The sequence below is a fragment of the Shewanella maritima genome, assembly GCF_004295345.1.
GTDB lineage: Bacteria > Pseudomonadota > Gammaproteobacteria > Enterobacterales > Shewanellaceae > Shewanella > Shewanella maritima.
This window is the reverse complement of record NZ_CP036200.1, coordinates 1,926,930-1,943,726: the sequence shown is the minus strand read 5'-3', so window position 1 is coordinate 1,943,726 and position 16,797 is coordinate 1,926,930. Positions and strand designations below refer to the sequence as shown.

The window sequence follows — 16,797 nt, the reverse complement described above, 5'->3', positions numbered from 1 at the left end:
AAACTTACCCTATTTTATCGGCAAATGGTTTCGCACTAAATCACTTGTTGATGTGTTTGGTCGAACCAATTGTGTGGTGTTGGGCTAGTGTTACGGTCGCAGGTTTTGAAGCTGCTTTTGGTAAGCTTCTATTTGGCGATCAATCGTTGCTACTTCAGTGTCGGCTTGTTGATTCACTGCGGTCATTTCTTGCGCCAAACTTTGCTCCCAGGTTGCACCAGCTAAGTTATTGTTGGCGCGATTGCGGCTGTTTCTTAATTGAGTGATTTGTTTATCACGATTTTGCAGCACACGCTTGCGATCGCGTTTTAGTTTGTCAATGTCGCGGTTGATTTGTTGACGACGGATATAGCTAGAGATTTGGTTTTTTTGATCAGTGACTTTAGCTTGGTCGACAGCCATTGGCTCGTCAGAATCAACAGACGTGCGTTCAAGAGGCACAACAATGCTACCAACGCCGCTTAAGTCTAGCGGTATGCTGTTTTCATCACATGGACGATCTTGGAATCGATTTTCACCACATTGATAAATATTAGCGTAGGCTGAACTAGCCAGTAAGCTGCCGATAAACAACACTATTTTTTTAAACATATAAACCTCGGTACAAGTCACTAATGAGTGTACCTTGTTCATTTGTTAAAAAATAGTAGCAAATCCCCTGGCATAACACAGGGGATAAGTGTCACCGTGCATAAGCAGTTACTCTGAGCGTTTCCAAATTACAAAGGCAACGATTGCGACTAGCGCAATGGCCGGTACTAGCTCGGCAACGTGGTGGAATAGCCCCACACCACCGTGGCCTTCATGTGCGATTGCGCTAGTAGAAATAGCAGCGAGTGCTGCGGTCGAAATAAGCTTTTTCATCATATCTTCCTTTTTACTGCTTGAATCTTAACGGCTTGATTATTTAACTGACTCAAGAAAGTGAGAGTCGGTTAAAGCAAATCAAAGCGCGTTAAGTAACTTACTGGTGAATGGCATGCCAGAGCTGCCCTAAAGCAAGTCCGCCATCACTTACGGGGACTTGCTGACTTGCTAAAACTTGTTGTTGATGCTGCTGACAATGTTGTAAACATTGTTTCAGGAGCACCTTGTTTTGAAATACGCCGCCACAAAATACATGCGCGAGTTGTTTGTGCTCATTACTTACTTGAGTCACAGCCGCTGCCAGCATATTAATGAACTGCAGACAAAGGCTGGCGCTCGTTTGTTGGCATAACTCGTTGTTGTCATTACAGTCATCGCTGTCACTACTGTCATTGTTAGCACTAGCGGTTAACAGCGCGTCAACCACTTGCTTAAACACTTGCTGCGAGCTCCAACAAATAATCTGATCATGCTCATTAGAGATAGCCGTGCTAACGGCAGAATATTGGGTTGACTCTAGTTGTATATACGAGCTTGCTAGCTCCCGCTGTGAAAGGCTTTGGATATTATCTAAAGCCAAAACTGCTTGTGTGGCCTGCGCCTCAATTAACATGCCTGCTTGGCCTTCAAATTGATTGGTTTCAATCAAATTCAGCGCCACTGCCATAGCATCGAATAGTCGCCCAACCGAGCGGCACATAATGCCGTGATTTGGGTTTTGCCACAGTTTGTAAAGGTTGTTTAGCTGGTTGTCTGACAGCGCTTGAATTGCCTTGATCGGCAACGCTCGAATTTGCTCTAACGGCAGCACATCGAACAGCAAGGCTAATAGAATCCGCACTGGCTGCTTGATCGCTTGCTCGCCACCAATCAGTTTAAATTCGCTAAAGTGCGCCAGTATTTGGTATGAGTCAGTATTGGCGAGCATGACTTCGCTGCCCCAAAGGCATTTGCTTGAGCCTTCGCCTGACTCTAGGTCGTCGCCAAGTCCTGTGCCGTCAAAGCTAAAACCTAATACTGTTTGTGTGCTTTGGTTGGCAGCCATTATTGCGAGTACATGACCATAGTGGTGTTGCACCTTAGTTACGGGTGTTTTGGTTTGCTGGTGGTAGTTTTGTGCCCACTGGCTTGGGGCATACTCAGGGTGTTTGTCGCTTACTAACTCTGTTGGTTTGAAGTCATATAAGCGTTTAAAGGTTGCTAGGCTGCGGTCAAAATAACTTTGGGCTTCAAGGGAGAACAAATCACCAATATGCGGTGACAAAATAAGATTGTGTTTAAAGGCAAAGCCCACGGCGTTTTTTTGCTGACCGCCAACGGCTAACACTGCTTTGTTAGCAAGCTCTACTTTACCTGTAGGAAGCGTTAACGGTGCATAACCCCGAGCGAGGCGAATAACCTGAAGCTGGTCATCCACCATTTGCACTACGCTGTCATCGCAGGCATTAATGATAGGGCGATTATGGTCAACAATGGCATCAACCACATGCCCAAGCCCGTCAATGATGTCGTCAGCGCTGCAGATAATGGGCTCGCCGCTACGGTTAGCACTAGTGGCGACAATTGGTTTGCCAAAGGTTTGCATCAATAGATGGTGTAGCGGCGTGTAAGGTAAGAATAAACCAATACGGTCGATGCCTGGCGCAATAGTATTGCTTAACTTGGGTGCAACAGCTTCGCTTAGCAAGGGTGCCACAGCGTCGCTTAGTTGAGCATCGTTAGTTACTGGCGCGTACTTATCCATTACTACAATGGGTTTTTCTGCGCTTTGCAGTAGTTGCCATTCTGCGTCAGTACCTGTGGCGTACAACTTGGCTTGAGTAAGATCTTTCACCATCACTGCCAGCGGTTTTGCAGGGCGTTGTTTGCGCTGGCGCAACAGATTAACCACTTTATCTTGGGTGGCATCACACACCAAATGAAATCCGCCTAAACCTTTAATCGCCAGGATTTTTCCTTGTTCAAGTAACTTAGCGGTTTGCTCAATGATGTTGTCACTTACTGTGTTGAGGATTCGGGTGGTTTGGCTTGGCGCATCATAGCTAAGCTCACAGATGGTGAGTTTAGGGCCGCAATTTGGGCAACTCACGGGTTGAGCGTGATAGCGGCGATCCATTGGATTCTTATAGGCTTTAGCGCACTCAGCGCACATATCAAAGTCTGCCATTGAGGTGTTGTGTCTGTCATAGGGCAGGGCATTGATAATGCTGTAGCGTGGGCCGCAATTGGTGCAGTTGGTAAACGGGTAAAGGTAATGGCGATTACTTGGGTCGCGCATTTCATCCAAACAGTCATTACAAGTACTTTTGTCGGCTGACAATGCCACAACGGCTTGTTCATCACCCTTATCGCTTTCGATGATGCTAAAGCTGTCAAACTCAGTGTCGATGCAATTGTAATGAGTGTCGATACTGTCGATGCGTGCCAGCGGCGGCGGGCTTTGCTCGAGTTTGACTAGGCACTGATTGAGCAAAGCGGCTTCACCTTGAAACACAATCGACACGCCACGATGATCATTGAGCACAGTGCCTTTGAGATTAAACTCATCGGCAAGGCGAAACACAAACGGGCGGAATCCTACCCCTTGCACTATGCCTTTAATAAAAATATTAACTTGCTCTTTGATCATCTAATTTCCTTGCCGCGTTAGCCATTTGTGCTGATTGGTATACCTTTATCTGGATACCATTTTGTCTGCTTTATTTGTTATTTACGTCGACGTTGCGCAAGAAAAATGCCTCCGACTGCTAAATTTGCACCTTCTAGATCTAATTGATGGTTCACCAAAATTGGAGTGTTGTTACCAATGCGCAAATTAATCCGCTGTGCCAGCACCGGATTGTCGAATTCACTACCGGCAAGCACTAGATGTTGCACGCCGATATTTTGATCCACATGCTCAATCCAGTTGCTTAGGTAGTCAGCGAGCGAGTCATGGAAAGCAAACGCCAGCATCTTGGTATCGGTTTCACCGGCTAGGCGAAAACTCATCAAGGTACCCAAGGTTTTACACCAGTTAATACTGCGGTGCGCCTCGCCCTTAGTGAGTGGGAAGTCCACTCGCGGTGCATTATTGCCACGATACGCAGCAGCATCTGCGACAAAGCTGTCGGCTAATTGCTGGGTGATTGACTCCGGTGAGTCGTGGTGGATTTTGCAGCCAATGATCGCAGCCGCAACCGCCATAAAGCTGGTAAGTGATTGCGAATGGGTAGTGAGCTCAATATCAAGCAGTGCGGTGTAGCACTCGGGTAGGCTTGCTTGAATTTATCCAACAGGGCTTTTTCGCGGCTTTGACTTAGCAAGTGGCAAATCTCATAACCTGAGCTTGGCATCGCCGCTAGCTCGAAGAATAGCTCGGTTTGCCCTTGACCATCGAGGCTGACAATTTGGCTGGCTTGATAGCGGCTGAAAAACAACACAGCGGCATTTTTGGGCTTTTTGCATTTAGGTGGCGGCGTTTGTGCCTGTAGTCCCGCTAGCATAGCGCATTGCGCTGCGTGGGTTTTAGGCAATACCTCTTGGTTTTGAGTATGCATAGCTTGCCAGCGGATGAACTTGCTGCTGCCTTTGCTTGTTGCTGTGTAAGCCAGGTTGCTGATCAGCGATTGCGCTTCATCGTGTAGTGCTGGGAACTGGCTAATACATTGACCTGCAGCAACTTGTTGCTTAGCAACCCAACGTTGGTTTATCCAGGCAAGTTTTAGTGGCGGATTACCGTGATGCTCCCCAGGTTGATTTGAATGGCTATACAGCCAATTAATGCCTTTTTGGCGCAGACGCTCACACAAGATTGCCATTAAGCGAGAGTCGGCAAATTGCACGTCGACTAATGGGGCTTTGATGCAACGCATGCCTGATTCATTGGTGTGCAGCTTTAAGCAAGGCTTTTCAATGCTTGATAGTGCTAATACTTGTTGCTCAGTGACATTGAAATAACCATTAAGCGCATTAGGGTTACACACGATAATTGCTGGGCGCTCCATCACATTGCCAGGCTGAGCAATCGATAACGTCATGTTGTCATCTGGTAAGTGCAAGGTTTGCTTATCGAGCAGCAGATCTGCAAAGGCAAAAATATCTTGTGTAGTAAGGGCGCGTTCGGTGACCGACAATTTAGTCTCGCCGCCGCAATGTTCACAGGCTAAATCGATATTACCGAATTGCGAGTGTTGGTTATCGGCAAACTGTGGCTGGCAGTGCTGGCAAAAATTAAGCGGAGCAAACTGATGATTTGCTTGTTGCTCGCTGGCTTTCTGCTGGCTTGTGTTGTTTGCTGCCAGTTGTGGATGCTCCAAACGGGTGATCTTGGTGTCGAGCAGCCAAACAGATAGTAGAAAATCCGCTGCAATATCATCGGCGAGCTGCTCCAAGTCAGCCAGTGCACCGTCAGCTTCCAATACATAGCGGCAATTGAATTTCTCGTCGATAATTTTCGCGGTGTGGATCTCGACATTAGGGTGCTGCTGGTACTGCTGACATAAGTGGTCATAGAGCGGCACGGCTTGTGAGCAAATAAACTCAAACTGAATCAGATGTTGCATGATTGCCACCTCGTTTATATGCATCGGGGATCACCTCATCAATGGTGATCTGAGTTTGCGCTTTTGTATTGAATCCAAGCTGCTCAAGGTAGTTGATAAGCGTGCGCTCCATAAGCGGAATCGCGGCGTGGAGCGATGGGGTAAGCCCGAGCGTCATAGGTTCAATTACGGTGGGTACTACGCCTAATACTTGGGTTTGTGGGCGGTCACCTACCATGTCCATCATGGTTAGGGTTTGCAGCATTTCTACCTCATGGGCGCTGCCTTGCCAGTCAATTTCAGCTGGCGCTTGGTCAAAATCGAAAAAGTAAACTTCGCCAGGGTTGGCGGTGGTGCAATTAACGGTATCGACAATAATCAGCTTGTCGTAACGACTAATAAGTGGAATAAGCCCCTGCGCAAGGGTGCCGCCATCGATAATATCGAGCAGGTGCTCTGTATGGCTAAATTGGTATTTGTCCTTGATGTAATTAGTAAAGTGCACGCCGACACCTTCGTCGGCGTACAATACATTACCAATACCTAGCAATAATATGTTATTCACTAGTATTAATGGTCCTTGTGATAGTCATAACCCGAGACGATCGAGTCCACTGAGTTGTGCTTAAAGCGAATACCTGACCAAACCGCCATGTAAACGTGAATCACCACAAACACAATAAATGCCCAGGTGAGGTAGTGGTGCCAAATTCTAATGTTGGCGAGACCACCCATTTGCGCGGTGAACCAAGCTGATACGTCCCACAGCGCGCCGCCAAGTCCTTCATGGTAAACATTGGCATATAGAACTAGACCTGTAATGCAAATAAACAAAGCGACGAATGATATTGCTACATAGGTCACAAATTGCAGTGGACCGTAAATACCGGCTTTGTTTAAGTGCCCCATCCAGATATAAGACTTAAGCTGCACTATCCAGCTATTAAGGCTCATTACGTCTTTAAACGAGCGGCGCTCGATGTCGTTTCTAGAAAAGAAAAACAAGTAAAAACGCACAATGGTGATGGCCGTAAGCACAAAGCCGAACACCACATGGGCAAAGCGAATATAGCTTTGCACCTGGATGTCGTTGGTGGCAGGAGCCACCAAAAATGGCCAAGACAAGTAAAACCCGGTGAGCACTAACACTAAGATGGCGAGTGCTCTAAGCCAGTGAAATATCCTAATGGCAGGCGTGAATATTAGCTGCCGAGTATGGGTTGCTGTAGTAGCCATAATCCCTCCTTCCCCATAGTTTGCTGTCAATTACAAACTGTTAGGGTCGATACGGAACTGACCCAGGGTTTGCTTGTTGTAGTCCATCACATGTACTGCACAGGCCATACATGGGTCGAATGAGTGAATAATACGGATCACTTCTAGCGGCTTGGTTGGATCTTCGAGCTTAAGGCCGATGAGTGATGCCTCGTAAGGTCCCATTTTGCCGTTAGCGTCGATTGGGCCAGAGTTCCAAGTGGTTGGCACAATCGCTTGATAGTTCTCAATCTTGCCACCTTTAATGCGCACCCAGTGACTTAGCATGCCGCGCGGCGCCTCAATCATGGCGTGACCCACATAGTCAGTATTCGGGTCGATTTCTGGCGTGACATAAGTGCTTTCATCGCTTTGTAGATTCACAAGCATGGCTTCAAAGGTTTTTAAGCCTTCTTCAGCGACAATCACGGTTTGTAGCATGCGCGCTGCGGTGCGACCAAGGGTGGTGAATAGTGCTTCAATTGGCAGGCCTGTGGCTTGCAGTAAGCCATTCACTGCATCAACGACGACTTTGTTACCGCGAGCATAGCTCACAAGTAGTGATGCTAATGGGCCAACTTCGACAGGCTCGTCTTTGTAACGAGGTGATTTCACCCAAGAGTATTTGCCATCGCCATCTACTGTTGGCAGTTTGCCGTAAACCGTATCACGCTCAACAAAGCCCGTGTAGTTAGGCTCTGTGGTGCCATCGTACGGGTGCTGAGCACTATCGGCTTTGTACCAAGCGTGGGTTACATCTTCTTTAATTGAGTCAGGGTCGATATCACTCACGCCTGCTAAATCGCCGTGCATGATCACACCTGAGTCGAACATGTACTCACCATTGGCAAGAATGAAGTCGCTGGTGGCCAAGAAGCTGTTAACGTTAACGCCGCCAAGTACCGATGGCTCATTGCCAAATGCCGCTGCCGCCATGACGATATCGGCTTTATAAGCGCGGATAATAAAGTCATGAACAATGGCGTGTTTTTGCTTCCATTCTTGCAGGCGCGCTGGGCTGAGCATGTCACGAATTGCTGTCACACCACCCACCACAAGGGATTGTGGATGCGGTGACTTACCACCAAAGATAGCCAGCATTTCAGCCGCAACACGTTGTACTTCAAGTGCTTTTAAGTAGTGAGAAACCGCAATTAGGTTCTGCTCAGGAGTGAACTTATAGGTACCGTTGCCCCAGTAAGCATTGGCAAATGGGCCAAGCTTGCCGGTTTCAACCAAGCCTTTTACACGTTCCTGAACGGCTCTAAGCTCACCTTCACCTGCCGCAATCGGATTGGCGGTGTATTTCAGTGCTTCCTGAGCTGCCAATGCTGGGTCTGCGCTAAGCGCTGACACAACATCAACCCAGTCCAAACCATGCAGATGATAGAAGTGCACAATATGATCATGCATATACAGCGAGGTTTGCATGAGCGAGCGCAGGTATTTAGCGTTTAGCGGAATTTCAACACCCAATGCATTCTCAACCGCTTCAGTACCGCAGCGGTAGTGCGAGTAGGTACATACCCACAAATACGCTGCACAATTAAGCCAACATCCATTGGTGTGCGGCCTTTGAGGATGACCTCAATGCCTCGCCAAAGTGTCGATGAGGACCAGGCTTTAGTAATGGTGTTGTTTTCATCAACCTCAACTTCTACACGTAAATGACCTTCGATACGGGTGATAGGGTCGATAACGACGCGATTACTCATGTTTATTCCTCCAATGGCTTAGCGAAAAGGCTAGTGACAGCGTGAGCACCAATACCCACAACGGTTGCGCCTAAAATGACGGCACCTATGGTGTCGGCTGTTGCGTCTATGCCATGTAGTAGTTGTCTGCCTAGTGGGCGTTCAAAGTCTGCCATGTCATCCCAGAAGTTAGGCTCAGAGCAGCCCATGCAGCCGTGACCTGCCAGTACTGGCCAGCTGGTGTGATGGTTAAAGCGCTCAGTAGGGCAGTTGTTATAGGTGTAAGGGCCTTTACAGCCAACCTTGTAGAGGCAGTAGCCTTGTTTGGCTCCTTCATCACCAAAGGTTTCAACAAATTCACCAGCATCAAAGCGGCCGCGGCGTTCACAGTTGTCATGTACGCGTGCACCATATGCCCATTTAGGACGGTTAAACATATCGAGTGCAGGCAATTTACCGAACATGATGAAGTACATCAGAGTGCCGACAATGTTCTTCTCACTTGGCGGGCAGCCGCCGAGGTTAATCACGGGTTTGTTGACCACGGCGCCAACACCTTTGGCACCCGTCGGGTTTGGATGTGCAGCTTGAATACCACCGAATGCTGCACACGTGCCCACAGAGATAATTGCCGCAGCGTGCTCTGCTGCTTCTTTAACAATGTGCAGTCCGGTATGTCCCTTACAACCTACGGTTAAGTAAGCGCCATTGTTGGCTGTTGGCACCGCGCCTTCAACCGCAAGTAAGTAACGACCTTGATACTCAGCAAGGGCGTGCTCAAGGTTTTCCTCTGCTTGCCAGCCCGCTGCAGCCATGAGCGTTTCATGGTACTCAAGGGAGATATGGTCAAAAATGAGGGTGTCGAGATTAGGGGTGTCGGTGCGAATTAACGACTCTGAGCAGCCAGTACATTCGGCCATGTGCAACCAAATTAGCGGCACGCGGTCGGCTAATTCTGCCGCTTCAGCAACTAGGGTACTAAAGGGTAGTGGCAGTGCCAGCATAGCGGTGACGGCACCAGTCCATTGAATGAATTCACGGCGGGTGATGCCCGCTTCTTGCATTTTTTGTTCTAGTGAAACTTGCTGCCTAGGCGCGAATTGGCGTAGGTATTCGAGGCGTTTTTTACCTTGTTGGTAGAGCGCTGAGTGGGTGTCCATAAGCTAACCTTCTGATCATTGAACATGGGTTAATTTGTATCCATTTGTTCCAATATAGGGCTGAGCTTTGAACTAAGAATTGATGTAAATCAAACTGGTGAGGTTTTGTGCTTTGGGTCACAAAAATGCACGGCAGATTTATGATTGCGATCCCTGTTTAATGTGTGAAAAGACAGAATGTCTCAGCTTTATATTTATGAGTGATTTAGATCACACTCTGCGTTTTTGTTGAATTGAATTTAAATCAAGTTCAAAGGGCGTAATTACATGATTTAAATCTATAAGTTTTCGCACTGTTTGCCGTTTGGGGCCCCAGTGAGGGTGACCTATTACTGATAGAGACAGAGCGTTGATAGGAAAAACGCCTCAGTGGGGACCGAGGCGTTTGGAAGATAACGCTGATGAACGGCGGGTGATGCCACGTTATCTTACAAATTGGAGCCGCCGCAGGGATGAAGCTGCTCCAAGATGTTTAAGGTAAGGTTCACCCTAGTGCGCTGCGCTACCGTTGTGCACAACATCTACGCCGTAAGTTTTACCTTCCGCGTGACAAGTTGCACAAGACTCAATTGGTAAGTCTGCTGTGGTAGCTGCATCATCTTGAACGTAAGCACCATTACTCTTGAAGTGAGCAAGAGCTGACTCTTTCACGTGACAGCTGCGGCATGATTCGGCGACAGGTGAGATAAAACCTGCATCTGTTTCAATTGCGCGCTTACCAGATGTTAAGCCACCGTCAGCTGCAAATAGCGTGCTGTCTTCTTTGTGACAAGCATGACAGTCTGCCTCAGGCGCTGGGTATCCATGTAGTGTGCCCTCTGCATCGCGGTATACAAGTGGTGTGTCGTCCCAACGAGCATTGTGGAAACGGTGAGCTACTGTCACTAGGTCGCGGTTGGCGAATGTTAGACCTGGCACTTCAGCCCAAATAGCGTTGCCATCAGCATCCACGTCATCAGTTTTGTAAGTTACTGTTGGGTGATAGCTTGGAACACTGCCTTTGTTTTCACTGTGACAAACGACACATTGACTAAACTCAGTGACACCGTGAGAGCCTTTAATGTGGGTTAAGTTACCATGACAAGCATTACATTTAGCTTCGCTCACCGTGGTGCGCTCAGGGTCAGTAATACGTGTCATTACCGGGTCAGCATTTGCATCAGTTAGGTTGAAGTACTTAGTTTCGGCTGTGTTTGCTACTGCAAGTTGGTAAGCGTCGGAATCACACTTAACAATCTTGGTTTGGCTAGCACATAACTGAACTTCTGCAGTCGCGTAGATAGGACCTTCAAGTAGCGCTGTTGCGAACTCTTGGCTAACTGTTAGCATGCCACCATCAGCTAGAGTACCACCTGTAAATGCAGGGCGGAATAAACCGTCACTACCATAGCCGTGTGCAATTGCACCTGTTTCAGGGTTGAGTTTACCCAGTAGGAATGGACGATTAGCATTAGTCATGTAATCGGTGATCTCTGCGTAGGTAGTTGCATCTAGCGCTTCACCATTCATGGTGACTTTTGAGGTGACCACAAGGTTGCTCATGTCAGCCGTTGTTGAATCTTGTACTTCCACTGATTGAATATCAATGACGAAGTTACCTTGTGCTTCTTCACGCTGGCCTACTTGGTGAGCTACTGCTGGACTTAAGCTACCTGAACCGTGACATAAGATACATGCTTCGTCACCACCAGGGATGATACCAGCATGGTTGTCGCCAGTTTCAAAGTCGATGTTGGTGTGGCACGATACACATGCTTCAGCATAGATGTTTTCTTGCCATTGCATGCCATTGTCGTGACAAGCGGTACACTCATGAAGTTCATCAGGGAAACCGACTTCACCAAACTCTTCTTTTGCTTCACCTTGTAAATCTAAATGGTGACCGGCGTGAATCGTATGGATCATAGCGTTCCAGTTAGGGTTATAGCCCTTGTCTGGGTCGTTTTGATCGGCGGCAATCGCAGGGTTATGACAGGCGATACAGTTGTCTACTTCTTGATAATTGTGGTGGGCATGGACATTTGCAATACGGCTATCGTCCTCAGCGAACCCATCAAGGCTTGCGTGACACTTAATACAAGCTTCGTTAGACACTGCATCTTTCATTGATACTGCTAGTTCACCAGTGGCGGGAATAAAATCTATAGGCATTGAAAGAAGCTTGTCGGAAATGCCGCTGCCTGAAAAATCAGTCACATTGTAGCTACGCACCATTACGCGATGCAGGTTATTTGCGTTGCCATCTGCCAGTACAATCGGAGCTGTACCATCATGCTCCCATGTTCCTGTATAGGTACCTGGGTTTTCTGTGTCTTCAACTAAAGTACAAGCGTTAACTTCATTGCCCCAAGAAATTGTCTTGCCTTCAGGGGTACAGTACATAGAGTAACCAGCATCGTTTGCCACGGCGTTGTTCTGCCATAAATATGGCGCGCCACCTTCTGCAGTGTTTTCATACTGGTTGGTTACATAGATAGCAATCTTATCAAGGCCCATGAAGGGCACTTCTTTGCCTTGCTCAGTTTTGCCTGTGACCGAAAACTTCAAAGCGAATGGTTCACTGCCAACCACCACAATGTCGTTTGGATTTAGTGTTAATTTAAAGTCGGCAGCAGTGGCAACATGTTCAGTAAATGAACCCGCTGGAAGGCCGTTTTCACCATTCTCACCGTTTTCGCCATTTTCACCGTTTTTACCATCTTCACCATCGCTACATGCGGTCATGCTGAATGCCGTGATCAACGCAAGCGCGAGAAGTGATTTTTTATGTCTCATCATAGCAGTATCCCTTTTTAGGTATTTTTTGTTTTCTGCAGGATAACTATGATTAAAATAACCTTAAAACGTAAGTTTTTGGTTGTTAACTTGTGACTGTGAATTAAAGATTTAGATACGCAAATTTCAGTTTACAGAATCAATAATTCTGTAAACTGAAATCATGTATTTTGCTTATCAGTTTAATGAGGCTTGGTAATAATGGCGTGACGAATAACGTCAGCAATGGCTTCGCGTTGCTTGCTGTTGTAGTGGCGATATTGTTTTTGGGTTTCAATGAAATGCAGCATTGGACCATGCTGTCTACCATGAAGTGAGAAGTAGTCTTTATCTAATAACCGTTCGGTATGAATAGAAGGTACATCTTTATAAAAGTCGGCTTCTACTGGTGTGAGAAATGACAAGCTGCCCATATTCAGCATGTGGCTATACCATTCTTCTCTTCGCGAAACGCTTTCTATTTTGGCTGGAGTCAGGCCATGGTTGCGACAATACAATTCGAAAGGATCTATTTTATCGTTAAAGCCTGCTTCAGCAATATAAATGAAGGGGTATTCGGTTAAGTGTTCGAGTCTGACATTTTCATGTTGAGACCAAATTGGGTGATCTTCTGCTCCAACCACACACAAAGCTTGTAAGTGCCCCAAGGGAGCGATGGTTAGCTCTTTGCTAAGCGCATTTTCAAAACCAACACCAAAGTCCAGTTTACCGTTGTAGATGTCGTCAGCCGTGTTCTCATGCCATGAGTGCAAACGTACTTTAGTTATTCTGCCTTGGTCTTGAGCATGTTTTAGGCTTCTTGCTATACCAGTAAATAAGATTTGCGGCACCGCAATATGCAGCACTTGCTCTTCTTGTGTAGCCTGAGCTGGTGTCACGGGGGTTTCTAATTTTTCAACGATACGGCAAAACTCGCAAATGCTGTCGTAAAGGCCGTTGGCGACGGGAGTAGGTTTTAGCTCCGCTTGTCGTCGATAGAAGAGTTCATCATCAAAGGTGTTGCGTAAATTGCTTAAACTACGACTGACTTTAGGCGCCGAAACATTCAGTAGTTTAGCAACATTATTGGCGTGCTTGTGCTCGAATATATACTTGAATACGAATAGCTCAAATACATCAAGATCTTTGATTTTGTTAAGGTTTGTTTGAGTCATGTCATTATATTTATTTTATTAAGTCTAAATTCCATTTTGGACGTGAATTACAGCCCTTTCACTCTTAGAGTAAAGTGAATACCACTTTGTAGGTATTCGTTTGTATTAGCTCAATTGTTGGTCAACTGTTGATGTTATTCAATCAATTGCTAATGGAAATGCGAGCTATCTCTAACTATGTGTCAATGAGCGACTTGTAACCGCCTGAAAAGAGCTAGTTTGGCATCGCTCGCTGTGTGCGAGTTGAGGTGGGGTATGTGCAGAAAACAAAAAAGCCGCAGGCGAGTGCCAGCGACTTTACTGAAGTGCCTTTTCAACTGCTTGTGCAAGGCTTTCTGTACTACTTTGTACTAGCTTTCTTGCACTAGAGTGAAGCGACTAAACTAGTCTACAGCAACCATTACATTGCTTGCTTTGATGATAGCGTAAGCGTCGCCACCAACGGTTAGACCTAGGTGCTCACAAGACGCTTTGGTTACTACTGAAGTAATTTCAACACCTGGTGCTAGTTCAATCACAACTTCGTTGTTTACTGAACCTTCTGAAATCGCTTTTACTTTACCGCTTAGTGTATTACGTGCGCTGATTTTCATTTTAGAACCCTCTCAATTAGTGAAGCGCTATAGTAAGACTATTTATGGCATTGCGTAGTCTCTTTACTGAGTTTTTAGAGCTTAGTCACAATGCTAAGTCTCTGAATTACAGAACGATAATCGGTAATAAGTAAATGTTTTAATTAGTAACAATTCACTTGTGTATAAGTTAACCGATTAAGGTAAAGTATTTTGTTAAGAGTAAGTGAATATTCGAATTTAGGGGTAAGCAATGGAAAAATCAGCCGTGTGTAGTAGCCGACTGACTGTGAGTGATAAGGTTAAGCCAATGTTGGTCGCGCTGGGTGTGATGAGTTTGGGGCTGGCTGCGAGCACCGTTGCGAACCCAGCGCTGGCTATTGCGTTTAACGACTACAAGCTCAATGCAGATATTGAGCTGACACAAGCGGTGATTAGCGCCAACATTCTACCTCAGCCAGGAAAAGAGCTGATTGCTGTTGGTGTGAATGACAGCTACCAGCGTTACTTGATGGTTTATGGTTATCAAGGCAACAAGCTGGTGGAGCTAGATCGTATGCTGCTGACCAATGATCTGCTGCGCTATGACGTTTACCAAGCCGAAAATGATCCGCAAGCTCACCCTAGTAGCAAGAACAAACAACAAAAGCTGTTTTTCACCACGGCTGATAGCCTTTATCAATATGTTCCTCGCTCAGACGCTTTTAGCAGTCAGTTAGATACTAGTAGCCAGTTAGAAAAAGTTGCTGATATTAGCTCAATCACTGTGACTGATAATGCAGACTATATTGCTCGAGGCCGTTTCGCCTATGACATTAACCGCGACGGTTATGGCGATGTATTTTTAAGTGATTTTACCCAAAGCCATTTGTTGCTTGCTCAGGAAGATGGCAGTTTGCAAAAGCAATCCGTGCCGTTAAAACCGATAGTTGAAGTGACCCGTAGCGGCGCTGAGTATAGTCGCCCTGAAGTGTTCTCCGCCGATATGAACTTCGATGCTCGCCCAGATTTAGTTCGAGTCGGTGAGGGTATGCTTGAAGTTTATCATCAGCTTGATGACGGCAGTTTCGACAGTGTGGCTAACTTTGTTGCCGTGAGTCAGCCTATTAGTGGTATTAACTGGTGGAATAAGCGTGACGCTTATGGCCGGCAGTTAGACCAAAGTGATTTGTTGTATCGTAAAGTAGAGCAGATTAAAGATATTAACGGCGATGGTATTACCGATCTTGTGGTGCGTTACACCAAAAGCTCCGGCGTGTTTGATCGCAGTAATGACTATGAAGTGTACCTTGGCAGCAAGCAGCTCGTTGGCGAGACCCAACAAGCAAGCATTAATTTCGGTCGCGAGGCCGCTACTGTTATTCGCGCGGATGGCACCTTAACTGGGCTGCGCTTTAGCGATCTCGACAACGATAAGATTGATGAAGTGGTGGTATCAGGCTTTGATATTGGCGTGTCGCAAATTATCGGTGCGTTGTTGTCTGGCAGCATAGATCAAGACGTGTACGTGTTTAAGATGGATGCCAACAGTAAGTTTCCTAAAAAAGCTAATGAGTCAGAGCAGGTTGAGCTCAACTTTAGCTTAACCTCAGGGCAAAGTGGTGAGCCAATAGTGGCACTAGCCGATATTAACGGTGATGGCTTTAAAGAGTTATTATTGTCTGACAGTGATGACACGCTTAAGATATTTGTCGGTCAATCGGGTAGTCAGCCGTTTTCGCGTAAGAGTCACCAACTCAATTTTACCTTGCCAACTGAAGGCTCAATGTTGTCGGTATCAGACGTTAACGGCGATGGTCGTGATGACCTATTAGTGCAATATGGCAGACAAGATGACAAAGCATTGCAACGTCAAATTCATCTGTTTATTGCCGATGACTAACCTTCCTCTTTAAGAATTAAATCAACTGGGTTAATGGCGTTTTGTGCCTAGCGCACGATTAGCCCACAATTAACGCAAATTAATCCAGTTGATAAGCTTCAGTTAACTTTCCTTACTTATATTCATCGCTAACCACATAGGGTCTGTTGACCTTTCAAGATTATTTTTGCAGCTGCTTGTTGGAAGTTTATACAAGGCAAAGACTTTGATGTGTGGTTGTTCCACATGATAAGTCGTTAACGCAGTAGAAATGACAACAAGCGCTGCCTGAAAGGTTCGTTTAAAAGCGCTTTACTCTGCGTTACGAGCCACTTGTTTAGTCGACTAAACTGCATAGCTCGCGTCTTGATTAAAGTGCTTTTAATTCGAACAAATTCTAATCAGCAAAGATCAACAGACCCTAGCTATAAATACGCATTTAGCTCGAGACGTTATTTGTTGGTGATGAATTCTAGCTAGCGTTTACCTTAGCTATAGCAAGCTGTTTTAGAGGAATGTCGATGAAAGTTTTTCTGCGTCACACAGAGTCTAGCCCTTGGTTGCTTGCAGCCTTAGGAGTGGCGCTATACTTTGGCATGTTCACCATGGTGACGTTGCTAATGGTCTATAACCTACCTTTTGGACTGGCTGCATTTCTCGGTGTCGCCATGTTGCTTGGGGCTGCTATTTGTTGGGGCGTCGCGCTGTTTTGTTCTATTAAGCGACTCCGTCATTCTGGTTTTAGCTTTCGTTATGCTTTAACGGCGCTGCTGACTTTACTAGCGCTAATGGGTTTAGTTTGGAACCTTAGTACCAGCCCTCAACTTGATATTTCTGAGCTTACTGATTCCTATTCTGGAGAATTATATTCGGCGCAATATCAGTCTGTTAATGTCAATTAGGCTGGCTAACCCGCGAATAATAGCTTAACTGTTTT

The 16,797-nt window shown here is 46.3% G+C and carries 13 protein-coding genes and 1 pseudogene; 2 read left to right on the top strand and 12 right to left on the bottom strand.

Annotation, left to right across the window (positions count from 1 at the left end):
* Window positions 1–90: 90 nt before the first annotated feature.
* From EXU30_RS08295 to EXU30_RS08245, 12 genes and pseudogenes are all read right to left on the bottom strand, one after another.
* Window positions 91–591 (bottom strand): hypothetical protein, encoded by a 501-nt coding sequence (locus tag EXU30_RS08295; RefSeq protein ID WP_130599065.1) that lies wholly within the window; start codon window positions 589–591, stop codon window positions 91–93.
* Between the two features lie 108 nt (window positions 592–699).
* On the bottom strand, window positions 700–867 hold the full coding sequence (locus EXU30_RS20260; protein ID WP_165398932.1) for a hypothetical protein: 168 nt from the start codon (window positions 865–867) through the stop codon (window positions 700–702).
* A gap of 97 nt (window positions 868–964) precedes the next feature.
* A complete protein-coding gene (hypF, locus tag EXU30_RS08290) occupies window positions 965–3,496 on the bottom strand; it encodes a carbamoyltransferase HypF (RefSeq protein WP_130599063.1) in 2,532 nt (843 codons plus the stop codon).
* Window positions 3,497–3,573: 77 nt separating this feature from the next.
* Window positions 3,574–4,053, bottom strand: a complete 480-nt coding sequence (locus EXU30_RS08285) for a Kae1-like domain-containing protein (protein WP_130599061.1) — start codon at window positions 4,051–4,053, stop codon at window positions 3,574–3,576.
* The gene (locus tag EXU30_RS08280; protein ID WP_130599059.1) at window positions 3,981–5,411 is read right to left on the bottom strand and encodes a hypothetical protein; all 1,431 of its coding nucleotides are present in this window, start codon (window positions 5,409–5,411) and stop codon (window positions 3,981–3,983) included. The genes EXU30_RS08285 and EXU30_RS08280 overlap by 73 nt, the downstream gene beginning before the upstream one ends.
* Complete coding sequence (locus tag EXU30_RS08275) at window positions 5,389–5,955, bottom strand: HyaD/HybD family hydrogenase maturation endopeptidase (protein ID WP_130599057.1); 567 nt, start codon at window positions 5,953–5,955, stop codon at window positions 5,389–5,391. Before EXU30_RS08275 ends, EXU30_RS08280 begins: the two co-directional genes overlap by 23 nt.
* A 5-nt stretch (window positions 5,956–5,960) precedes the next feature.
* Window positions 5,961–6,626 (bottom strand): Ni/Fe-hydrogenase, b-type cytochrome subunit, encoded by a 666-nt coding sequence (gene cybH, locus EXU30_RS08270; RefSeq protein WP_130599055.1) that lies wholly within the window; start codon window positions 6,624–6,626, stop codon window positions 5,961–5,963.
* Window positions 6,627–6,656: 30 nt separating this feature from the next.
* A pseudogene (gene hyaB, locus EXU30_RS08265) lies at window positions 6,657–8,359 on the bottom strand (nickel-dependent hydrogenase large subunit).
* Window positions 8,360–8,361: 2 nt separating this feature from the next.
* Window positions 8,362–9,498: a nickel-dependent hydrogenase small subunit gene (gene hyaA / locus EXU30_RS08260; protein ID WP_130599053.1), complete on the bottom strand. Its 1,137-nt coding sequence runs from the start codon at window positions 9,496–9,498 to the stop codon at window positions 8,362–8,364.
* Between the two features lie 489 nt (window positions 9,499–9,987).
* Window positions 9,988–12,276 carry an OmcA/MtrC family decaheme c-type cytochrome gene (locus EXU30_RS08255; protein WP_130599051.1) on the bottom strand — a complete coding sequence of 763 codons (2,289 nt, stop codon included), beginning with the start codon at window positions 12,274–12,276 and terminating at the stop codon, window positions 9,988–9,990.
* A 179-nt stretch (window positions 12,277–12,455) separates the two neighbouring features.
* Window positions 12,456–13,427, bottom strand: a complete 972-nt coding sequence (locus EXU30_RS08250; protein ID WP_130599049.1) for a LysR family transcriptional regulator — start codon at window positions 13,425–13,427, stop codon at window positions 12,456–12,458.
* A gap of 383 nt (window positions 13,428–13,810) precedes the next feature.
* Entirely contained in the window at window positions 13,811–14,020 is a 210-nt protein-coding gene (locus EXU30_RS08245) for a TOBE domain-containing protein (protein ID WP_130599047.1), read from the bottom strand.
* Between the two features lie 232 nt (window positions 14,021–14,252).
* Between EXU30_RS08245 and EXU30_RS08240 the strand changes: the two genes are divergently transcribed.
* Window positions 14,253–15,881: an FG-GAP repeat domain-containing protein gene (locus EXU30_RS08240; protein ID WP_242620360.1), complete on the top strand. Its 1,629-nt coding sequence runs from the start codon at window positions 14,253–14,255 to the stop codon at window positions 15,879–15,881.
* 500 nt (window positions 15,882–16,381) lie between these two features.
* Entirely contained in the window at window positions 16,382–16,762 is a 381-nt protein-coding gene (locus EXU30_RS08230) for a hypothetical protein (protein WP_130599045.1), read from the top strand.
* The last annotated feature ends 35 nt before the right edge of the window (window positions 16,763–16,797 follow it).